General features: G+C 44.0%; 20 protein-coding genes. 12 read left to right on the top strand and 8 right to left on the bottom strand.

What is annotated here, in order from left to right; genetic code table 11:
• Positions 1-165: 165 nt before the first annotated feature.
• The 5 genes from JFC06_RS01520 (at position 166) to JFC06_RS01540 (ending at position 4,023) form a co-directional block, all read left to right on the top strand.
• A complete protein-coding gene (locus JFC06_RS01520; RefSeq protein WP_198333707.1) occupies positions 166-663 on the top strand; it encodes a low molecular weight protein-tyrosine-phosphatase in 498 nt (165 codons plus the stop codon).
• A gap of 82 nt (positions 664-745) precedes the next feature.
• A complete protein-coding gene (murB, locus tag JFC06_RS01525) occupies positions 746-1,894 on the top strand; it encodes a UDP-N-acetylmuramate dehydrogenase (RefSeq protein ID WP_198333708.1) in 1,149 nt (382 codons plus the stop codon).
• A complete protein-coding gene (locus JFC06_RS01530) occupies positions 1,884-2,657 on the top strand; it encodes a YdcF family protein (RefSeq protein WP_193006911.1) in 774 nt (257 codons plus the stop codon). The genes murB and JFC06_RS01530 overlap by 11 nt, the downstream gene beginning before the upstream one ends.
• 123 nt (positions 2,658-2,780) lie before the next feature.
• The gene (ccoS, locus tag JFC06_RS01535) at positions 2,781-3,068 is read left to right on the top strand and encodes a cbb3-type cytochrome oxidase assembly protein CcoS (RefSeq protein WP_198333709.1); all 288 of its coding nucleotides are present in this window, start codon (positions 2,781-2,783) and stop codon (positions 3,066-3,068) included.
• Positions 3,069-3,168: 100 nt separating this feature from the next.
• Positions 3,169-4,023: a sulfite exporter TauE/SafE family protein gene (locus tag JFC06_RS01540; RefSeq protein WP_193006913.1), complete on the top strand. Its 855-nt coding sequence runs from the start codon at positions 3,169-3,171 to the stop codon at positions 4,021-4,023.
• A 114-nt stretch (positions 4,024-4,137) separates the two neighbouring features.
• Here the strand turns inward: JFC06_RS01540 and JFC06_RS01545 are convergent, their stop codons facing one another.
• Together JFC06_RS01545 and JFC06_RS01550 are read right to left on the bottom strand one after the other, a co-directional pair.
• Positions 4,138-5,292, bottom strand: coding sequence for a DEAD/DEAH box helicase (locus tag JFC06_RS01545; protein ID WP_198333710.1), 1,155 nt, complete (start codon positions 5,290-5,292; stop codon positions 4,138-4,140).
• 264 nt (positions 5,293-5,556) lie between these two features.
• Positions 5,557-5,772 (bottom strand): cold-shock protein, encoded by a 216-nt coding sequence (locus tag JFC06_RS01550; RefSeq protein WP_057760416.1) that lies wholly within the window; start codon positions 5,770-5,772, stop codon positions 5,557-5,559.
• Positions 5,773-6,273: 501 nt separating this feature from the next.
• Between JFC06_RS01550 and aroQ the strand changes: the two genes are divergently transcribed.
• A complete protein-coding gene (gene aroQ / locus JFC06_RS01555) occupies positions 6,274-6,810 on the top strand; it encodes a type II 3-dehydroquinate dehydratase (protein WP_198333711.1) in 537 nt (178 codons plus the stop codon).
• A 189-nt stretch (positions 6,811-6,999) separates the two neighbouring features.
• Positions 7,000-8,301 carry an ABC1 kinase family protein gene (locus JFC06_RS01560; protein ID WP_193006916.1) on the top strand — a complete coding sequence of 434 codons (1,302 nt, stop codon included), beginning with the start codon at positions 7,000-7,002 and terminating at the stop codon, positions 8,299-8,301.
• Between the two features lie 38 nt (positions 8,302-8,339).
• Here the strand turns inward: JFC06_RS01560 and JFC06_RS01565 are convergent, their stop codons facing one another.
• Positions 8,340-9,170: an ion transporter gene (locus JFC06_RS01565; RefSeq protein WP_193006917.1), complete on the bottom strand. Its 831-nt coding sequence runs from the start codon at positions 9,168-9,170 to the stop codon at positions 8,340-8,342.
• Positions 9,171-9,485: 315 nt separating this feature from the next.
• Here JFC06_RS01565 and JFC06_RS01570 point away from each other — a divergent pair, with 315 nt between their 5' ends.
• Positions 9,486-10,235, top strand: coding sequence for a YebC/PmpR family DNA-binding transcriptional regulator (locus JFC06_RS01570; protein WP_198333712.1), 750 nt, complete (start codon positions 9,486-9,488; stop codon positions 10,233-10,235).
• A 176-nt stretch (positions 10,236-10,411) separates the two neighbouring features.
• On the opposite strand, the gene JFC06_RS01575 is transcribed toward JFC06_RS01570, so the two are convergent.
• Both JFC06_RS01575 and ftsY read right to left on the bottom strand, forming a co-directional pair.
• Positions 10,412-11,011, bottom strand: coding sequence for a methylated-DNA--[protein]-cysteine S-methyltransferase (locus JFC06_RS01575; protein ID WP_198333713.1), 600 nt, complete (start codon positions 11,009-11,011; stop codon positions 10,412-10,414).
• 61 nt (positions 11,012-11,072) lie between these two features.
• A complete protein-coding gene (gene ftsY / locus JFC06_RS12435; RefSeq protein ID WP_227670231.1) occupies positions 11,073-12,479 on the bottom strand; it encodes a signal recognition particle-docking protein FtsY in 1,407 nt (468 codons plus the stop codon).
• A 404-nt stretch (positions 12,480-12,883) separates the two neighbouring features.
• Here ftsY and JFC06_RS01585 point away from each other — a divergent pair, with 404 nt between their 5' ends.
• A complete protein-coding gene (locus JFC06_RS01585; protein WP_198333714.1) occupies positions 12,884-14,191 on the top strand; it encodes an RNA-guided endonuclease InsQ/TnpB family protein in 1,308 nt (435 codons plus the stop codon).
• A gap of 101 nt (positions 14,192-14,292) precedes the next feature.
• On the opposite strand, the gene JFC06_RS01590 is transcribed toward JFC06_RS01585, so the two are convergent.
• Positions 14,293-14,496, bottom strand: a complete 204-nt coding sequence (locus JFC06_RS01590) for a hypothetical protein (RefSeq protein WP_198333715.1) — start codon at positions 14,494-14,496, stop codon at positions 14,293-14,295.
• A 21-nt stretch (positions 14,497-14,517) separates the two neighbouring features.
• On the opposite strand from JFC06_RS01590, the gene JFC06_RS01595 reads away from it, so the two are divergent.
• Positions 14,518-15,990, top strand: coding sequence for a M16 family metallopeptidase (locus JFC06_RS01595; RefSeq protein ID WP_198333716.1), 1,473 nt, complete (start codon positions 14,518-14,520; stop codon positions 15,988-15,990).
• Positions 15,991-16,055: 65 nt separating this feature from the next.
• On the top strand, positions 16,056-17,624 hold the full coding sequence (locus tag JFC06_RS01600) for a M16 family metallopeptidase (RefSeq protein WP_198333717.1): 1,569 nt from the start codon (positions 16,056-16,058) through the stop codon (positions 17,622-17,624).
• A 159-nt stretch (positions 17,625-17,783) separates the two neighbouring features.
• Here the strand turns inward: JFC06_RS01600 and JFC06_RS01605 are convergent, their stop codons facing one another.
• Entirely contained in the window at positions 17,784-18,359 is a 576-nt protein-coding gene (locus JFC06_RS01605) for a hypothetical protein (protein ID WP_198333718.1), read from the bottom strand.
• Positions 18,360-18,610: 251 nt separating this feature from the next.
• Positions 18,611-19,579: a D-Ala-D-Ala carboxypeptidase family metallohydrolase gene (locus tag JFC06_RS01610; protein ID WP_198333719.1), complete on the bottom strand. Its 969-nt coding sequence runs from the start codon at positions 19,577-19,579 to the stop codon at positions 18,611-18,613.
• A gap of 256 nt (positions 19,580-19,835) precedes the next feature.
• Here JFC06_RS01610 and rodA point away from each other — a divergent pair, with 256 nt between their 5' ends.
• Entirely contained in the window at positions 19,836-20,978 is a 1,143-nt protein-coding gene (gene rodA / locus JFC06_RS01615; RefSeq protein WP_193006925.1) for a rod shape-determining protein RodA, read from the top strand.
• Positions 20,979-21,093: the final 115 nt, after the last annotated feature.

Genomic DNA, 21,093 nt, shown 5'->3' on the forward strand with positions numbered 1-21,093 from the left:
CTTGCATGACCATATTGTTCAGCCTCTGCCCTTGTTATTCAAGGCATTAACCGTTACGCTGGCGACTGTTTTAGTGAATCAATGGCATGCTAATAAAAGCCGCATAATGGTGCTGGTTCTTTATGGCATGTTTTTTTGTTATAAAAGGTTATAAAAGGTTATATTATGCTAATGAAAACCTGTACGCCCTCCTCTGTATTATTGGTTTGCTTAGGGAATATTTGCCGATCGCCCACTGCTGAGGAGGTTTTTCGTCAGCAAGCAGCGATTGCTGGCTTATCCATTAAAGTAGACTCAGCAGGGACAGGCGACTGGCATATTGGTCATGCGCCCGATGAACGTGCTCAGCGCCATGCAAAATCACACGGCTATAAGATTAATAAATTAGTCGCTCGCCAAGTAAGCACGGATGACTTTCGTGAGTTTGATTTGATATTGGCGATGGATGCTCAAAATTTAGCCGATTTACAAGCCATCAAGGATAGCTTGGCAGATACAGAAGATCATTTAGCCAAGCTCGCTTTATTCAGCGAAGAAGATCCAACGTATAGTGGCGACGATGTGCCAGATCCTTATAAAGGTGATAGCGACGATTTTGAAGAAGTGATCGAGCGTATTGAGTCAAGCGCCCAAGCTTGGATTGAAAGTTGGAAAGCTTGTTAGCGCTACAGTCTATATTTCTGCTACTTTTGTGTATCGCATTCTTTATAATAAACACCGCATCATTTGCTATATAGGCTATGTTATGACCTCAACCTTACGCCTTGATCTGAGTGCTCAATCTGCTCAAACAGCTGACTTTCCAGCCAGTGTATCAATCAATGATTCAATTGATTTGTCACGTCATAACACCATGGCCTTAGCCTGTGTCGCCGATACGGTCGTCACATTAACGACTGAGGCGCAGCTTGACACTTTTATGGCAAAATATGCAGACAGTGCAGAGCAAAAGAAACCATTATTTGTACTGTCTGGTGGTAGTAACGTACTATTACCAGCACAGTTACAGGCAGTTGTCTTGCAGCCACAAATGCGTGGCATTAACTTAGTTGCCAAAACAGATAGCTACGTCGATATTGAAGTGATGGCGGGCGAAAACTGGCATGACTTGGTTGTCTACACTGTTAATCAAGGCTGGTACGGTCTAGAAAATCTTGCACTGATACCAGGTCTCACTGGGGCTGCACCTGTACAAAACATCGGTGCTTATGGCGTGCAGCTAGAAGACTGTTTACAGTATGTACGTGCCTATCACTTGCCGACTAAAACGTGGCACCGTTTAACAGCAGCAGACTGCCAGTTTGGCTATCGCGACAGTATCTTTAAACGTGCGCCTAATACATGGTTAATTAGCTGTGTGGGCTTTAGACTACATACCAATGCAAAAAAAATATTAGCCAGTTATGGGGATGTACAAACAGTGGCCGAGCGTTATGCTGAGCAACATGGTCGCAAACAGGCAATTCCTGACGATGTCATGCAAGCCATTATAGATATTCGTCAACAAAAACTGCCTGACCCTAAGCAACTTGCAAATTGCGGCAGTTTTTTTCAAAACCCTATTATTCCTCAAGATCAATTTACTACTTTACAAGCCACGTATCCTGCTATCGTTGGCTACCCCATGCCTGATGCCATGATAAAAGTGGCCGCAGGCTGGCTCATTGAACAAGCGGGTTTAAAAGGGCACGGTATTGCCCCAATTCTTACCCATCAGCAGCAAGCACTGGTACTTACCAATCACACTCCGTATCAAGCCACCCAAGAGGACGTTGCAAATGCTCAACAACACATTGTCAATGTCGTCTATGAAAAGTTTGCCATTCAGTTATCGCGTGAGCCAGTTTGGGTAAACTCTGACGGCTCCATTGGACATCATGAGTATGTGGTCTAAACAATCACGTTCTAAGCGGCTGTGGCGTTATTATTTGCGGTCAGCTGAGCGTATGATGAAGCTATTTCGCATTATCAATGTGACTTTTTTGCTTGGCTCAACGGCTGTCATTTTAGTACTCATCAGTTTATTCACACCGCTATTTTCTCAAGTTATTGTTTATGTATTCACCCTTCTGCCTTTACCCAAAGTGCCCGCTATAGCAAAGCATTCACCGCCCACCGCCTACGTGGTCTTAGGTGGGGGGCTCACCAATGATCGTAACAATCAAACCATCCTCAATCCCTATAGTCTCAATCGCGCTCGTACTGCTGCCAGCGCATATCACGACTTACCATTGCCTATTGTACTGAGCGGTGCCGAAGCGCCGTGGTTAGGTCAATGGCTGATCGAGCATGGTATCGATGGCCTAATCAGCGAAAACGCCAGCATGAATACCTGTGAAAATGCACGTTTTACCGCCAAACGTATTCCGCTGCATCACGTTTATCTTATTACCGATAGCTACCACATGGCGCGTGCCCGTAGACAGTTTGCCTTAAATGGTATCAATAGCACACCGCTTAATGCCCCCCTACCCGTTAACCGTGACTGGATGAAACCGGCGCAAAACTTAAGTCATTCACGACGGGCCGTTTACGAAATCGCCGCCTATTTGCGTGATGTGATACGTCCGCAGGTAGACTGTCGTCATGCCAAAGACATGACGACACAGCAGTTGTTGACTCCAAGAGGTAATGCGCCAAAAACACCTGACGAATAGGATTAAATGTCACTTTAAGGGTGTTTTACCATTTTCTGTTGGCTTACTTTTTTCTTACAAGCCGTTATTACAATTGCAATGGGTGTATAATAATAAAAGAAATTGCTATTTAAGAGAGTGACCATGCTCAGTATATTTTTATTAATCCCATTGAGTCTCATGCTCTTTGTGGTTGCCATTTGGGCAGTAAGGTACGCGGTAAAGTCAAACCAATTTGAAGATTTAGACAATGCATCACAGCGTATTATTTTGGATGATCGTCAAGAGCGTCGGCAAACCATGCAAGCTCATGAGCCATCCAGCCCCACTCCACAGACTGACCGTACATCTGTACATGAAAAATCTAATATGACAGTGACCCATACTGACACAGAAGCCGGTAGTCATTCTAATATAGATAAAAACTCATAAACCTAACCTTGAGCTAACTGACTGGGTTTAATTTTCTGACAATACTTTTTATGAATTGTGAACGATATAACAAGGTTCGCTTTTTTAGGAGACGCGCCCTATGACCACAGCTTTACTCGTTGCGGCATTATTGATGGGTTTTTTTGGTTCGCCCCATTGTTTAGGAATGTGCGGTGGTCTTGTGACAGCATTTGGCTTGTCGATGAAAGACGTCAGTCCAGCCAAACGCCGTGCGCTTGTTATGACTTATCATTTAGGCCGTTTGACCAGTTACGCATTTTTAGGCTTAATCGCAGGGCTTATTGGCATCACTGTGCTAGAACCGTTAATGAAAGGCAACAGCACACCGCGCATTTTGTTGGGGTTGGTGTTGGTGTTTGTCGGCATGACTATGCTTGGCGCACCATTTTTAAATAAGCTTGAGCGTTTTGGTATGCGCTTTTGGCAATATCTTAGTCCCCTTCGGCAAAAAGTATTTCCACTAAACACATTCCCACGCGCCTTAACGGCGGGCTTATTGTGGGGATTTTTGCCTTGTGGTTTGGTTTATGGCGCATTACTTATCGCCGTGGTCGCTCATAACCCATTAAGTGGGGCGGCGCTCATGTTTGTCTTTGGCCTCGGCACAGTGCCGATGTTGGTTGCCACGCATGAAACTGTGGGCTGGTTACGGGACAAAATTGGACGTTTTCGCCTCAGGCAGCTTAACGGCTCGGTGATGGTGCTGTCTGGTTTGGCGGTTGTATTTGTGCCCATAGCAATGTCTAGTATGCATGGCGGACACAGCGGTGGCCATGCTCAGATGGAGCATAGCAGCCATTCTGCTATGGTGTCTGACGCAGATACTGCACCCTCTCATGATATGAGCCAAATGAGTCACAATATAACACCAAAGATGGATCATAGCATGCATGATATGAACGATAGCCCAGCCTCCATGCATCATTCCCAATAACTTTTATGCACGCTCTTCATAAGCCTTTTCTCTTCTGGCAAAGTTAAAAAAAGCGCTTCATACAGTTTTGAATATGAAGCGCTTTTTTGTAAAGTAATATTCAGTTTACAGCAACTACTCCTGCCACTGCTCAAGCGTAAACTTGGTATCTAAATGTTTCTCTAACGCAGGCACATTAAAAGCATCATCTTCACTAACGAAACTGATGCTAATACCAGTCTGCCCAGCACGGCCCGTACGGCCGATACGGTGTACGTAATCATCTGGCTGATCAGGCAAGGTGTAATTAACCACATGACTGATATCATCGACATGAATGCCGCGACCGGCTACATCTGTCGCCACCAAGATAGAGGCATGACCATCTTTAAAACGCTGTAAGTATTTTTCACGTTTTTGTTGAATAACATCACCTGATAGCATAACAATCTTATGGGCTTGACGTAGTTTGTGATAAAGACGTTTTACTTGATCCTTACGATTGGCAAAGACGATTACTTTCTCCACGGCGGTATCACTAATAATACGCTCTAAGGCTGCTAGTTTTTGGTCTTCTGTTAATAAGTAAAAATGTTGATCCACCAAATCACTGGTTTTATGCTCAGGCTCAATTTCGACAAACTGTGGCTCATGTAACCAGCGGTAGGCCAGATTCATCACATCTTGGTTAAAAGTGGCAGAAAACAGGAGACTTTGGCGATCGGTATTGGCTGGCATTCGGCCTACCAAGCGCTTGATGTCTGGAATAAAACCCATATCAAGCATGCGATCGGCCTCATCCAGCACCAGTACCTCTACTCGATCTAGATAGACCATACCTTTATTGGCAAGATCAATCAGACGACCTGGTGTCGCCACTAAAATATCGACATATTGGCGCTCAAGCTCATGCTGCTGTGTTTCATAATTGGTACCACCCATGATACAGACGCTATGTAAGGAGGTATATTTGGTCAGTGCCACACAGTCATCAAAGATCTGTTGGGCAAGCTCACGGGTGGGGGCCATAACCACGGCACGTGGCTCACCTAAATACCGCGCTTCATCAGCGGTAAAAGGACGCTTAAGTAAAGCTTCCATAATCGTCAGTAAAAACGTTGCTGTCTTACCAGTGCCTGTTTGTGCTTGGCCGATAGCGTCTTGATTTGCCAATGTATGGGGTAGTATTTGTGCTTGAATAGGGGTCAATTCAGTAAAACCCAGATCATTTACACCCCGTAAGGTCGGTTCTGACAATGGCAAATCAGTAAACGTCGTAAAATTACTCAAAAAAATTTCCTTTTAAATTAGCTGTTTGATCGTTATTAATCGTGAATAGATGTTTGAGAAGCCAGCCTTAGAACAGCGGTAGCGGTATAAAATCTGTATACCGCTAGCAAATCCATGAGCATAAAAAAAGCCAAGCCTAACATCTGATCCTACCAAACATGCTGGTTTATATCCAACATAGGTAAGATAAGACGGGCTTGACTCAGTAGTATATCAGGAGTGTATACAGACATTGTAGCTAAACCGCTCTAATGCCTAGATAGCTTACTCTTCTATTTTTCTGACTTCTTCAGCTTGCAGGCCTTTATCGCCCTCTACTACGCTGAACTCAACTTTTTCGCCATCTTTTAAAGAGCGATAGCCATCACCTTGAATCGCACGGAAATGGACGAAAATATCTTCTCCGCTATCACGTTGAATGAAACCAAAACCTTTTGAGTCATTAAACCACTTAACGATACCTTGCTCACGAGCTGACATAATATTACTTCCTAAAAAAGTCCGCTTAGTCCCAAATTCCTTTGCAACATTGCATATAAACGGGATCTAAGATTATGAAATCAAAAACTTAAGAGTACTACCTTAATAACCATCACTGACACAGCGCGTTTATAGTAGAGAACTGTTTTTACAAATCAATCAGTGTCTTTTCTATTAGCTTGCCATAGTAATAGTAACAAACATGTAATAACTATTACGTAAAAAATATCATAGCACGGGTTTTTAGCAACATAAAGAGTTTTAACATCGTTTTTTGCCCTTAGGTTGATTTTTCATGTAATTTTTTTATAACCTATCTCGCAAGCTGTTATCATAAAGGGATAAATTCGATTAGATGGCTCGATGAGACAGCTCAGGTAGTTAGCTCAGTTAGCTCAAGCAGTTAACTCGGTTAGATAGTACCGTGACTTTTTCTATAGCGCGTCTCCCTTGCCACAAATGATAAACCACCCCTATCGTTTAATAACTGTAGAGACCATTATGACGTCCCCTTCTCCGTCCCCATCACCCGTAAAACCTGCCAATGAAAACATTGATAAAACACTCACACACAAGCTGTTGCTGGTGAATGGCGTCAATCTAAATTTACTGGGTAAACGTGAGCCGGACATCTATGGTCATACCACATTGGCAGACATTGAAAAGCGTCTAATAGCACGAGCTGCGCAGTATGGCATTGAGTTGATCTGCGTGCAGTCAAATCATGAAGGCAAGCTGGTTGATGAAATCCAACATCATGGACTGCTCGCGGATAAGGCAGCGCAAGTAGATGCCATTATTATTAATCCTGCCGCTTTCACTCATACCTCGGTTGCTCTACGCGATGCCCTTTTGGCGACACAAAAACCCTTTATAGAAGTACATTTATCCAATGTTCATGCGCGTGAGTCTTTTCGTCAGCACTCTTATTTAAGCGATGTTGCTGTCGGGGTGATTTGTGGTTTGGGACATTTAGGGTATCAAATGGCATTGACGTATTGGCTGGACAATCTCTACTCTATAACGCTTGAGGGCTAACCTTAGACGGTGCTTTTTTGGCTAATGGTTTTGAACATTATTTTTAAGCACGAGTGAGAAACAATAGAAAAAGGCATAAACTATAGTGAGTCGCAGATAAAAACAGCACATTAGTTAAACAGCAATCGTTTGAATAAAATACTAACATTACAGCTGAGCAAATAACCTCCCCCTTATATGGTGATATGAATGGCAAAAACGTCTGGAAAGCGCTTCATGAAACTCGCTGGCATGACAGCAAGTATTGCCGGCAAAGCAGCTAAAAACTCATTTAAGCATCTCTCAAGTGATGAAGAAAAACGCTTACAAGCGCGCTCTGAGCTGATGCAAGATGTGGGTGTTCAGATAGCCGAGACACTAGGTGAGATGAAAGGGGCTGTGATGAAAGTGGGACAAATTGCCTCGCAATATAAAGATGTGTTTCCACCTGAAGTCGCAACGGCGTTAGAAAAGCTACAAAAAGATGCGCCGCCCATGCCATACACACAGATACGTGCGCAAATCGAACGTGAGCTGAAAGCGCCTGTGGCAGAGTTGTTCAGCGAGTTTGAAGAAACCCCATTTGCCGCCGCTTCTATTGGGCAAGTGCATAAAGCTGTGTTGCTAACTGGACAAAAAGTAGTGGTAAAAGTCCAGTACCCCAATGTCGATGAAAACTGCGATAGTGACCTTAAACAAGTGCGTATGGCTTTGAAAATCGCTGGTGTACTTAACATGAGCAAACAGTTGCAAGCGCAATTATTTAACGAAATTCGCCAAAGTTTACATGATGAGCTCGACTACATTAAAGAGGCGCACAACTTACGCGTATTTGGTGCTTTTCATGCAGAGGACGAAGGGCTTGTCATTCCAAAAGTTGTCAGCAGCCACTCTTCTAAGCGGGTTTTAACACTCACAGAGGAGATGGGAGAGCCGCTGTCAGTTGCGGCGACGTGGGACAATGATATCAAGCAAAAAATAGCCAAGCGCTTGTTTCATTTTACCGCAGGACAGCTGTTTGGCTTGTACCGTATGCACTGTGACCCCCATCCCGGTAATTTTGCCTTTCGCAAGGATGGCAGCGTAGTCGCTTATGATTTCGGTGGTATACGTAGTTACAGTGATAGCGAAGTTCAATTGTTTCGTCGTTTTGCAAAGCACGCCATCAAAGGCGATGTGACCGCGCTTGAGCAAGACCTAATTGCCCTAGATATTCGCCGTGATGATGATAAAAATATACCGGGGGAATTTTATGAAAAATGGCTATCCATTGGTCTAAAACCACTGTCTATTAAACCCTATCAAGACGGTGCTTTTGATTTTGGTCGTAGTCAAATACATCATGAAGTCATTGCACAAATGCGCACATCTTTAAAATATTTTGGTCAGTTTCAGCCTTCTGCAACCACCATGATGCTAGATCGCACCATATCAGGACAATACTGGAATTTGGTCAATCTGGGCGTTGAGATTGACCTATCTCCTCTGGTTGATGCATATATTGACGTGTAAAAATAGGCAGCTATGCAGAAAAGTGGCTGTCTATGCTATTAGACGTGTAAGGCATGTCCACAGCGATCACAAAACTCCGCTCCCACTGCATGACCAAACTTACCACAGTTTGGACAAGTGACTGGGTTAAGCTGGGGGCGCATATTACGCGTCAACTCTGAGGTAAAAATTCCTGTTGGTACCGCGATGACTGCATAACCTGTAATCATGACCATCGTTGCAATGGCTTGCCCTAGTGGCGTTTTTGGCGAAATATCTCCATAGCCTACGGTGGTTAAAGTCACAACCGCCCAATAAATAGAAATTGGAATACTGGTAAAGCCGTTTTCAGGCCCTTCCACCACATAGACGATCGAGCCATAAATAGTCACCAAAAGTACCAGCGACAAGAAAAACACGGTTATCTTTTGCTGGCTGGTTCTCAGGGCAGACGCTAAAAAACCGGCTTGCTGCATGTAAGCCTTGAGCTTTAGTACTCGAAACACTCGTAAGAGACGCAGAATACGTATGACAATAAGATACTGCACGCCGCCAAATATAAGGCTTAAATAACTGGGTAATATAGACAGCAGATCTACGACACCAAAAAAACTAAAAACATAACGGAAGCGATTGGGCGCTGAAAACAACCTCAACAAATACTCAAGCGTAAACAAAATAGTAAAAAACCATTCTGCATAAAAAAATATCGTTCCATACTGCAAACGCACAAACAACACGCTATCTAGCATGACCACACCGACGCTGGTCAAAATCGCAATCAATAACACAATATCAAAGAGCTTACCCAAACGGGTGTCTGTACCTTCAATAATGATATGAATACGGTTACGCAAGTGTGTGATGGCTTCAGTATTGGGTTGCTTCATAGAGTCGGTAACTTTATAAAATCAATGGCTTGATAGCATCCAATGACTTAAAATGTGATGGATAAGGACAAGTTAGTTAAAATACACCAAACTGGTTTATAATATTGCTCACTTATGACAGTAAAAACAATCTATAAGTTGCCACAGTGTAGCAAAAAAGCACTCTCAACAACATACAAATCGTTAACGTGTAGGTAGCTCTATTACCTTGATGAGACAGAGTAATCATATTATAAAAATACCTGCACAGGCACTAAAGAGTGTTGTTAACGATTTTTTAAGCATAAAATAGTACGCAAAAATTAAGGATGTTATATGGCAGGCCATTCAAAATGGGCAAATATTAAACACCGTAAAGCCCGTCAAGATGCGGTAAAAGGCAAAGTATTTACCAAGATTATTCGTGAAATTGTTTCTGCTGCCAAGCAAGGTGACCCTGATCCGGATAAAAACCCACGCTTACGTGCCGTCATTGAAAAAGCATTGTCAGTCAATATGACCCGAGACACGATCAATCGGGCAGTCGATCGCGGTACAGGTGGCGGCGATACTGAAAACATGGATGAGATCAGCTACGAAGGCTACGGTATCGGAGGCGTCGCCGTACTGGTCGAAACCATGACCGACAATGTCAATCGCACCGTCAGCGAAGTGCGTCATGCCTTTACAAAGTACGATGGTAACCTTGGTACCTCAGGCTCGGTTGCTTATTTATTCAATAAGCGCGGTGAAATCATCTTTAACGATGTGAGCCTAGAAGATGACGTCATGTTGGTGGCACTAGATGCAGGCGCTCTTGATATCGAAAACGATGGCGAAAGCTTACTTGTCATTACTGAATGGGAAAATTTTGGTCAAGTCAAAGATGCTCTGAACGCTGCAGGCCTTGTTTCTGACAATGCTGAAGTGACCATGTCGCCATCAACCACGGCTGAAATAGACAATGTTGATGATGCCGAAAAAGTCATGAAAATGATTGACATGCTAGAGGATATCGACGATGTACAAGAGGTTTATAGCAATGTAAACTTCTCGGCTGACGTGATGGCTCAGCTCGAGCAGTAATTTTTTGAATTGTCCTAATCGAAAAAGACCAAACGTTTTCAGCGTTTGGTCTTTTTTATGTGCTAGCGCCGCCAGACATGCCAGCGCATCAATATCAATATCAAGCACAGACAAACTCTTTAGCAATAATCCGCCAAGCGCTTCCTGCTCGCTCTTTAGACTCACTGTCTTTTAGATTAGGGTCTGTACTCTGCGCCTTCAAGCGCTAGCAAATACTTTTTCTTGTCCAGTCCTCCGGTATAGCCGCCAAGCTTCCCATCACTACTAATGACCCGGTGACAAGGAATAATAACGCTAAAGGGGTTTTTACTATTGGCCTGTGCTACAGCGCGAAAGCCTTTGGGAGTATCAACACGCTGAGCAAGCGTGGCATAACTGATGGTCTCGCCAAAACCAATACCTTGTAGGGCGTGCCAGACTCTTCGCTGAAAGTCCGTTCCCAAACTTATATCTATGGGCAAGTCAAAATCACAGCGCAGGCCTTGTATATACTGCTGTATCTGATGGATACACGTCAACAGTAATTGCTGTTCACTATTGCCAGCGTCTAATGCCTCTGCCGCTACAAACGCCACATGATTACTATCAAACTTATAATGCTTCGCTAGCGCATTCAGTGTAATTTTGTCTTGCCAATGCTCGTCTACTTCCAACCAATTACACCAAACAAGCTTTGTGGTATTGCCTATCGTGTGGCTTGCCAGCAACAAAGCAGCGTTAGGAGATGACAAGTCATCATAAACGACATCGGACAGTTCAATACTGGTAATAATCATATGCTGATTCCTTTCATGCTATCTGTCTTTTCACACTGTCTGGTTGCTGACAGGCTTTTCGTTATTCTTTATCGTCTGTCTCAAACAGGGCAGCTACAAACTGTTTTGGACTAAAGGCACGCAAATCATCAATGGACTCGCCAACGCCAATATAGCGAATAGGCACGTCAGTCGTTTCGGCAATGTTAAAGACCACACCACCTTTAGCAGTGCCATCTAGCTTAGTGATAGTAATACCGGTCAATGGTACCACTTTATTAAACAATTCTACTTGGTTAATGGCATTTTGCCCCGTGCCAGCATCGAGCACAATCATACCTTCATGCGGTGCGCTCGGGTCTGCTTTACGCATGACGCGTACTACTTTTTCCAGCTCAGCCATTAAATGAGTCTTGTTTTGCAAACGTCCAGCGGTATCCGCTATGAGCACATCGATATTTTTTGCTTTGGCCGATTGCATCGCATCAAAGATGACAGAGGCACTATCAGAACCATGACCTTGTGCCACCACTGGAATGTCATTGCGCTCACCCCAAATCTGCAGCTGCTCAGTGGCTGCTGCTCGAAACGTATCACCGGCCGCCAGCATGACTGACTTACCCTCACCCTGCAAACGCTTAGCAAGCTTACCAATCGTTGTGGTTTTGCCCACACCATTGACGCCCACCACCAAGATTACAAAAGGCTTTTTACTGGTATCAATGAGCAGAGGCGCAACTTTTGGCGTTAAGATGTCGACCAGCTCACTTTGTAAAGCCTTGTACAATGAATGGGCATAAATCAAATCACCACGGGCGGTCTGCTCGGTCAGACTCTTAATGATACGGTTGGTTGCATTGACACCAATATCAGCAACCAGCAACTGATCTTCAACTTCCTCTAACAGCTCATCATCGATCTCTTTGCCACCGATGAGGATACTGACCATACCTTCGGCCAAATTCTTACGTGACTTACTCAGTCCCGTCTTCATACGATTAAACCAGCTGCCTTTTTTCTCACTCCCTTGCGTCTCTTGCAATTCGGTGGTTGCTTGTTGCTGATTTACTTTTGGCGCGCTGCTGCTAACAGGACTGACACTTGGGCTATCACCCAACTGCTCTTGCAATGGCATGGTTGGGACGGTCGACGCAGTATTCGTCTTAGTGGCAGCCACTTTTTCTTTGGCAGTTGAAAAACTTTCAGAAGCACCTTTAGGAACATGGTGCTCTTCTGTCATCACAATTGGCGTGGCCAAAGCGACATTTTCTTCTTCATGGTTTGCGTTGTTTGGATTTGCTGTACTGTCTTTTTTTGGCTTGTCACTCTCAGTATGGGGTACCTGCTTTGATTCAACTTTCTCAGTCTCATCGATGATAGGCACAGATTGCGCCGGCAGACTGGGTAAGGTAATATCATCGTCATCCAAGTCATCAAGACCATCGTCAAGATTGATGACCACACGATTGCTATTATTGGGGTTATTCATAAGCGTGCCCTAAAAGTTATCACTCGTTAATTATTTGTTTATTGGCAATGGTTTGATATACCGTGACGTACTTGCCAACTATATGACCATTTATTTTTGGCTTAGTTTACCATAGTTAGAGTGGGGCTCAGCCCTTACCATCATAGACTATCATCAAAATTTACAAGTTTAAAAGGCGATACAGGGGTTTAAGAAAGTTTGCCTTAAGGTTTTGACACAAAACTCTGACCTTCTACTCGCCTAACTTCGCCTACCCTATCAAAACCGCGAAAGAGGACGCCACCCGACATTAGGGTGGCGCTGAATTTCGCCTAGCGCTTATTATATATTCATACAAATTATGTACTGAAGTAAGCTATACTAAATTTTAGAAATTATTTTAAAAAACACAGTGAATCGGCACTATGAAAATCAACAAAGCGTATAAATGTAGGCTTGAGCCTACTATAGAGCAGGAGATTATTCTAAATAATCTTGTCGGCTCAGCGCGTTTTGTTTGGAATCAAATGCTGGCAATCTCATTTGAGATGTTTGCTAAAAATGAGTTTATCAATGCCACCAATTTGGTTAATAAAATCATGGATCTAAAGAGTAATCCTGATTTTGAGTTCTTAAAAACAAGCTCTAATGCCGTCACCTTACAACAAAAAGTACGTGATCTTGCCTTGGCTTGGTCACGATTCTTTGACCCCAAAGTACACGCCAGATTAAAAGAGAATAAAAAGAAACCCAAAAAGCCCAAGTTCTTTAAACTGGCTGATGGCACAGAGATTCAACGACGGGCACTGATGCCACAATTTAAGCGCAAATCCGATGGGCGTGACTCCATTCGCTTGGTTCAGTTTGATAAATACTGCCGTGTTGAGGATAATCGCGTCAAACTGCCTAATGGTATTGGCTTGGTTAAGTTTAGAAAATCGCAAGACATCATCGGCACCATCAAAAACGTCACCATCAGCAAAAAATCAGGGCACTGGTACGTGTCGTTTGGGTGTGAGCGCGAACTGGGCGAAAAGCCGGTTCACCCTGCCACAAGCGCCATTGGCTTGGACATGGGTATCACAAAACTACTCACCACCTCAAACGGTACATACATCAAACCCAAGAACAGCTTTAAAGCCAACCAACTCAAACTTGCCAAATTACAGCGTCAACTAAGTAAGAAAGTAACATTCAGTCAAAACTGGAAAAAGCACAACCGTAAGATTCAAAAGCTCCACAGCCACATTGCCAATATTCGTCATGACTACTTGCACAAAGTCACCACCAGCATCAGCAAAAACCACGCCATGATCGCTTGTGAGGATTTAAAGGTCGCCAATATGTCGAAATCTGCTGGCGGCTCTGCCGCGCAGCATGGGCGTAATGTCAAAGCCAAGTCAGGGTTAAACAAATCCATTTTAGATCAAGGCTGGGGCATGATGGTTGATATGCTTGAGTACAAGCAGCAGTGGCGTGGCGGGCTACTTATCAAAGTGAACCCACGCTACACCAGCCAAACCTGCTTTGAATGCAAGCATATTGCTAAAGACAACAGACAAACTCAAGCAAAGTTTGAGTGCGTCAAATGTGGTCATAAAGCCAACGCTGATATTAATGCAGCTCGTAATATTTTATCGGCAGGACATGCCGTTTTGTCTGCGGAGGGAGGATGCAGTCAAGGTCGCCCGTTGAAACAGAAAACAAGTGACATTCGTGAGAAAGTCGCCTAAAGGCTAACGCTTTTAGAATCCCACCCTTGAGCTGTGCGAAAGTGGGGGGAGTGTGTCAAAACCTCGTATTAGGAATTATCTATGGCCTCGCTATCCAACAGTTACAACAAGCGTGATAAAAAAATAACCCATATCAGCGCCGCTTTACTACTAACGACCATTGTGCTATCAGTGATAGGATGCAGTACCACGCCAGACTTTAAGCCAACTGCCAGTATGATGGTTGGGGCGCATAAATCTTTATAACGCCTTCTATTGCTATCGTTAAAGCGGGTATATGCACCCATCAGTTTATAAGTTGCCATTTTATATAAGTAGACCCTATCATGTCCTCGTTTTTGCCACTATCTACTCCATCACTACGCATTGCCTGTGCGTTAGCCTTAGCGACCTCACTTGCCGCTTGCCAAACCAGTGCAATGGATACCGGCGCCCCATCGACTGTTCAACATCCAGTCACTCAAAACCCCTTAGGCCAAAGTCAAGAGACGCCATCAGCGTTAGCCATTGATATGTCCGGTCGCCATGAATACCAGTTAGAGAATGGACTAAAAATAGTGGTAAAAGAAGATCATCGCGCACCAGTCGTGATGACTCAAATCTGGTATCGGGTCGGCTCAGCAGATGAGCCACTTGATAAAGGTGGTATCTCTCATCTGCTTGAGCACATGATGTTCAAAGGCACGACCGATGTGTCAAGTGAGGATTATGAGCGTTTGATTGCCAAATTTGGCGGGGTCAATAATGCTTTTACCAGTTATGACTACACGGGTTACTACGAGCTGTTCCCGGCCAATCGCTTGCCGTTAGCGTTAGAGCTCGAAGCGGATCGAATGAAAAACTTAACCTTCAATGATAAAGAGTTTGCCAAAGAGCATCAAGTGGTTATGGAAGAGCGTCGTCAACGCACTGATGACAATCCACTTGCCAAAGCTTACGAGTCATTTCGCTTATTAGCGCTCCCCGATAGTCCAAAAGGCGAATCCGTCATCGGGCCGATGGCTGAGCTGGAGTCAATTACGCTCGCAGACTTAAAAGACTGGTACCAGACTTGGTATGCACCAAACAACGCTACCTTGGTCATCGTTGGGGATGTGGAGCCAACAGAAGTATTGGCTCAAGTCAAACGTTACTTTGGAGATTTAAAACCCAGCGACTTACCCAAACGCCCCGCGGTCAGTCAAAAGGCTTTTCGGGGTTATCAACAAGTCGACTCTGAGCAAGCCGTACAAGTCCCTGTGCTACTCATGGGTTATAACGTACCGAGTCTTGTGTCTGTAGATCCAAACAATGAAAATCAAGCTTACGCGCTCTCACTTGCGCAAGACGTATTAGACGGCGGGCTGTCCGCACGTTTGGAGCGTCGACTGATACGTGAGCAAGGCTTGCTCACCGCCGTGGGTACCTCTTATGACTTATTGGATCGCGGCGATGGCCTATTTTTGATTCAAGCAACGCCGCGCGAAGGCGTGAGTTTAGAGCAAGCACAGCAAGCCATCACCGCCGAGATAGAAAAGCTCAAAACCAACCCAATAGCTCCCGATGAAATCAGCCGAGCCAAAACCAATACGGTCACGGGCCTCGTTTACGCGCAAGATAGCATGGAAGGACAGGCACTCATGATTGGCTCATTACAATCTATTGGGCTTGATGACAGACTGCTTGCCGAGCTGCCTACTAAGCTTGATAGCGTGACGATCGCTGACATACAAGCTGCGAGCAAAAAATATCTAGTCAAGAACAATTTGACAGTAATGCACGTCGTCCCACCTAAAGAGCAAGCAGAGAACCAGAAATAATGGTGAGGTTTTATTTATGCAATGAAACCGCCGACCACACATATTTCATTTATAAGAAGACACCCATGACTCAAAACAGTGATTTAGTGCAAAGAAGAAAAAAGCCTGCGAACAGTGCCCTAATTTTGACACAAGTAGCAAATGCTACGCTTAAAAAAATCTCCTACCTGAGCGTTGGTGTGGGGCTAGGTTTGTCCACACTGACCATCACCGCATATGCGGATACAACAGGGTCCGAAGAATATCGAGGCTCTGCCGCTGTAGTTGACACCAGTGCACCTATTGCAGCCTTATCCACACTGACCAGCCTTGACGATGACAAACCTTTAAAAGTTACCGTACCAACGATTCAACAGTTCAAAACCACAACTGGGGTGCCCGTACGCTTTGTACAAACGACAGCATTACCGATTGTCGATATCGATTTGCGTTTTAATGCTGGTAGTGCTCGTGATGCTAGCATTCGTAAAAAAGGTTTCGGCATTGCTAATATGACTGCCACCATGTTGACACAAGGCTCTAAAAAACTAGACGAAGATGAATTTACACAAACCGTTGAAACGTTAGGTATTAATCTGAGCAGCAGTGCCTACAAGGACATGTTTATTGTCTCACTACGTAGCTTATCTGACGACAAGCATTTACTGCCTGCCATTGATCTAATGACTCAAATGCTCAGCGAACCTGCGTTTGATGAGGACATTCTAGCACGCAATAAAGCAAGACTTTTAGTCGGCTTGCAACAGCAAAAACAAGACCCCAATAGTCTTGCCAGCATTGCTTTTAACCAAGCATTATATAGGGACCATCCTTATGCTCATCCATCAGTCGGCACCCTTGACAGTGTACCGAGCATCGACAAACAACAGCTGATAGCGTTTAAAAATCAGTATTTGGTCGCGGCCAATGCGTCTATTGCCATGACAGGCAATCTCACGCTACCCCAAGCGAAAAAACTTGCTGAAGATATCACCAATGGGTTACCGACCGGTCAGTCCGCAGCAGACCTACCCGAGCCGAAACCTCTTAACCAAGCAAAGCACATTCATATTCCGTTTCCAAGTACTCAGACCACCATTTTAATGGGACAATTAGGTAGTAAACGCGCTACCAATCCAAAAGATCAGCAGCAGCAAACCAATTTTGCTGTCGGCAATGAGGTACTCGCAGGTGGCGATTTTAATGCGCGATTAATGACTGAGGTTAGACAAAACCTTGGCTACACTTATGGAATATCAGGTTCTATGAATCCGATGCTGGCACGTGGCCCCTATCAGATTGGTTTTTCGACACGTAATGACAAAGCACGCGCTGCCATTGAGGCCAGTTTGGAGGTTATCAATAACACGTTAGACCAAGGCATTACCAGCTCTGAGATGCGTCTGACAACGGACAATCTGAAAAACAGCTTTCCGATGGGCTTTGCGAGCAATGCAGGGATCAATGGCTTACTAGGTATGATGAATTTTTATCAATTACCAAATAGCTATTTGACCGACTATGTCAAACGTATTGATCAAGTAAAACTCTCAGAGATCAATCAAACCATGCGTGGGACACTAAAGCCCGATGACTTCTTAATCGTTACAGTTGGACAGGATGATCCTTGGCAGGACAAAAAGACTATAAAGTAGCGGTATAAATTTACTATGCATTACCTCAAAGGTAGGGGATTTCTGCGGAATACTGCCAAAGTAATACGACACAAATGAGGAGCGCTACAGATAGCCTCCCTCCTCATTTAGCAGTCATAAAAAACCGCTAGCAAACGGGCTCATCAAAAAACGAGCGACTCAACTAGAGACGGTCACTGCAACGTCATAAACTAGATTTTTTGGCTTATAGGTGGCACCACTGTAGCTCAATCGAATCACATGCTTGTCGTAGGAGTCTACTTTGTAATCACCATTAGCAAAGTTATGCAATGCTGGCACTATTAACAGTGCTTCAATTTGACTGTCGTTAACGCTAACCGAAATACGCTGACCCTCTCGCGGGTACAAAAAATAATCACAGTGTTTATTGACCATGACTTCTGAGGTACGTTCAATAACCTGACTACCCAACGCTTCTTGGATCAGTTTTGGACAGACATCAGAGCGCTTAGCGGCCAGTCTGGCGTAAGAGTTTATGATATTTTCTTCGATATCTTCAGCGTTTTGTAATTTTCTATCAAGGTTGGCCGCAGACTGTTCTGTAATCAGTAAGCTATTTTCAGAGGAACTCTCTGGACTACAGGCGCTGATAAATAAAAAAACGAAAAAAGCTGAACTAAACAATGCCATATACGTATTAGTAGACTGTAGAAAGCTTTTTTTAGACTGATGGGATTTATTCGCCTTCGCTCTTGTTAAATACCGCTTTTTCATAAATCCTACTTATAAGAAATGCTGTTTTTTACCTTATATATTAAACGATATGAAGGAGAGTAACAGACCTATTATCTTTCACATATCAGGTGTCACCGCCAGAAAATTTTGATGATTTACGCATCTAGCTTCTGATTTTAGGGCATTTGACACATGATACTTCATTCTCTAGACACTATTATAACGCCTCTGATTTCATCTTATTACTATCAATTCATACTTATGGGTCTATTATTAATGGAGTAGACCACTCAATAACGGCATGAGGAGCTGCTACTCGCATGATTAAAGCCCCATTTTCGATAACCATCAGTGTCTAGATGAATGGCACCCGTAGCATATAGCCCTAGACCAAAATTGTGAGGCTCGCCCTGATATTGCCAAAACTGACACAGTCCATCTTGCATGGTGCTAAGCCGCCATAAATTGTCTTCATATTCTGGCACCCAAATGTCTATGGCGCTCGCATTCATGTGTTTACTACTATCAGCACCGCCAGCACAGTCATTAAGTCCGGGACTGCGGTATACTGAGCGTATCTCACTACTGGCTGGCAGAATACCTTGGTGTTTGAGCTCCGTATACAGACGTAACGTCGGCACAATATTTGCCCATAGCTGCTGTGGTGGTAGTTGATAAGGCTCATAGCCGCATTTGCTCCAACTACGAGCCGTGGTCAGTAGCTGAGACAATGGGGGTACATTTTGCGCGCCGACTCTGGCGCTTAAATAGCGCTGATAATCTGCTACTTGACGGGCCCGGTAAGTATTACTGTTTAACCATGCATTAAAATCCATACTGGTAAAGGCATTGGCAGTACTATTATAAGTATTATTCGCGGTGCTGTATCTGTTACTACCGTAAGTTGTATCATACACAGGCGCACGTCGGTTGATACTCACCTGTTTATTTTCTTCGATAGACAAACTGGCAGCGAGGGCAAAGTCACGCTGCTTTTGGGCAATCAATCCTTGCATACTATCGCCGTTTGTCGCATTTTCGCCACTTAGCATTGTAACGCCAGGAGTGTGGATCGAGGCATTGGTAGAAGGTTTGATATAGACACTACTATCAGCGCTACTACCCTGACGTATTTGGATACGGCGCTCACTGTTGTCGCTAATAATAGCGGCATGAACAGGAAGACTGCTGGCACATATGAGTAGTGCAATAATAGGCTGATGTATCTGCCTATAAGAATGGTTTTTTGTGTTGATCATTGCAAGAAACTACCGCTAAAAACGTTTTATGGATACTATCAAATTTTCAGCAAGCAGGCTAAACTATCGCCTCTAATCACAAGGGTAATATTCGTAATTAACACTTATCCTTATAATTTTTATAATTACGTGACCTTATTACTCACATGTTACTTCACCGGTAAGATGCTCCTAACATAGATACCGTACCAGCGTTCTAAAATCATACTTTAGATAAAAACTTTCCTTTACACCAATTGTCAGACACCCTTTGCTTATGTCCTCTAATCCTCAATACCGTTTTTCACGTCAGAGCCATCATTTAGGTCAAGGTCATGCACCAACACTATGGCAACGTGTGCATATAGATCCGTGGCTGACTCTTCTCTTATTAACAGTTTGCTGCATTGGTTTGACAATTTTGTATAGTGCGGCGAGCCAAGATGTTGCTATGGTTTTACGCCAAATGGTCAGCTATGGTGTGGCCTTTGCGGTGATGTTTATCATGGCACAGATACCGCCTAGCCTCTATCGCACTTTTACCCCCATATTTTATGTGCTGGGATTAATCCTACTGGTGTTGGTTGATATCATTGGTGAAGTACGTATGGGTGCTCAGCGCTGGATTAACTTACCAGGATTTGGTAGTGTGCAGCCGTCAGAGTTTATGAAACTTGGCATGCCAATGATGTGTGCTTGGTTTTTATCCAAACGTGATCTGCCGCCCTCAGCGTCTAGTATCGCTATAACCTTGGCGTTAATCATTGTACCAGTGCTATTAATTGCTAAAGAACCTGATCTGGGTACATCGCTATTAGTAGCAGCCAGCGGTATTTTTGTGCTTTTTTTAGCGGGCCTATCTTGGCGATTGATTTCAGCAGCAGCAATTTTAGCAGTGCCTTTTATCGCCATTGCTTGGAATTTCCTGTTACACGATTATCAGCGTACGCGCGTCTTAACCTTACTTAACCCTGAAGCGGATGTACAGGGTGCTGGATGGAACATCATTCAGTCAAAGACTGCTATTGGTGCTGGAGGACTCACAGGAAAGGGCTATTTAGAAGGCACTCAATCACATCTACACTTCCTACCAGAAGGTCACACTGATTTTATTATCGCCGCTTTTTCAGAAGAGTTCGGTCTGTTGGGTGTGATGTTATTGATGTTTATTTACTCCTGTTTACTCATGCGCGCCTTATACATTGCCTTTACTCACCCCGATGTCTATAGCAGGCTATTAGCGGGGGCCATTGCTATGTCTTTCTTTGTCTACGTGTTTGTCAATGTCGGCATGGTTGGGGGACTTTTACCCGTGGTTGGGGTTCCTTTACCTTTTATTAGCTATGGTGGTACCGCCATCGTCACCTTAATGGCGGGTTTTGGTCTGCTCATGTCTATTCACACCCATAAACCTAGCTGACATCATCGGCAAAAAACCCATTATTTTACTACCAAATCAAATGCTTATATTAATACCCCGCACCCTTAGCCCTTGAAATTTAGCAGCGATCACAGGATATAAGCACCTCAAAAGC

The sequence above is a fragment of the Psychrobacter namhaensis genome (genome assembly GCF_016107545.1).
Lineage (GTDB): Bacteria > Pseudomonadota > Gammaproteobacteria > Pseudomonadales > Moraxellaceae > Psychrobacter > Psychrobacter namhaensis.

Excerpts from the sequence above, each read along its gene's own strand:
- JFC06_RS01520 (WP_198333707.1), top strand. The coding sequence starts at position 166 with ATGCTAATGAAAACCTGTACGCCCTCCTCTGTATTATTGGTTTGCTTA.
- murB (WP_198333708.1), top strand. The coding sequence starts at position 746 with ATGACCTCAACCTTACGCCTTGATCTGAGTGCTCAATCTGCTCAAACA.
- JFC06_RS01530 (WP_193006911.1), top strand. The coding sequence starts at position 1,884 with ATGTGGTCTAAACAATCACGTTCTAAGCGGCTGTGGCGTTATTATTTG.
- ccoS (WP_198333709.1), top strand. The coding sequence starts at position 2,781 with ATGCTCAGTATATTTTTATTAATCCCATTGAGTCTCATGCTCTTTGTG.
- JFC06_RS01540 (WP_193006913.1), top strand. The coding sequence starts at position 3,169 with ATGACCACAGCTTTACTCGTTGCGGCATTATTGATGGGTTTTTTTGGT.
- JFC06_RS01550 (WP_057760416.1), bottom strand. The coding sequence starts at position 5,772 with ATGTCAGCTCGTGAGCAAGGTATCGTTAAGTGGTTTAATGACTCAAAA.
- aroQ (WP_198333711.1), top strand. The coding sequence starts at position 6,274 with ATGACGTCCCCTTCTCCGTCCCCATCACCCGTAAAACCTGCCAATGAA.
- JFC06_RS01560 (WP_193006916.1), top strand. The coding sequence starts at position 7,000 with ATGGCAAAAACGTCTGGAAAGCGCTTCATGAAACTCGCTGGCATGACA.
- JFC06_RS01565 (WP_193006917.1), bottom strand. The coding sequence starts at position 9,170 with ATGAAGCAACCCAATACTGAAGCCATCACACACTTGCGTAACCGTATT.
- JFC06_RS01570 (WP_198333712.1), top strand. The coding sequence starts at position 9,486 with ATGGCAGGCCATTCAAAATGGGCAAATATTAAACACCGTAAAGCCCGT.
- JFC06_RS01575 (WP_198333713.1), bottom strand. The coding sequence starts at position 11,011 with ATGATTATTACCAGTATTGAACTGTCCGATGTCGTTTATGATGACTTG.
- ftsY (WP_227670231.1), bottom strand. The coding sequence starts at position 12,479 with ATGAATAACCCCAATAATAGCAATCGTGTGGTCATCAATCTTGACGAT.
- JFC06_RS01585 (WP_198333714.1), top strand. The coding sequence starts at position 12,884 with ATGAAAATCAACAAAGCGTATAAATGTAGGCTTGAGCCTACTATAGAG.
- JFC06_RS01590 (WP_198333715.1), bottom strand. The coding sequence starts at position 14,496 with ATGGCAACTTATAAACTGATGGGTGCATATACCCGCTTTAACGATAGC.
- JFC06_RS01595 (WP_198333716.1), top strand. The coding sequence starts at position 14,518 with ATGTCCTCGTTTTTGCCACTATCTACTCCATCACTACGCATTGCCTGT.
- JFC06_RS01600 (WP_198333717.1), top strand. The coding sequence starts at position 16,056 with ATGACTCAAAACAGTGATTTAGTGCAAAGAAGAAAAAAGCCTGCGAAC.
- JFC06_RS01605 (WP_198333718.1), bottom strand. The coding sequence starts at position 18,359 with ATGAAAAAGCGGTATTTAACAAGAGCGAAGGCGAATAAATCCCATCAG.
- JFC06_RS01610 (WP_198333719.1), bottom strand. The coding sequence starts at position 19,579 with ATGATCAACACAAAAAACCATTCTTATAGGCAGATACATCAGCCTATT.
- rodA (WP_193006925.1), top strand. The coding sequence starts at position 19,836 with ATGTCCTCTAATCCTCAATACCGTTTTTCACGTCAGAGCCATCATTTA.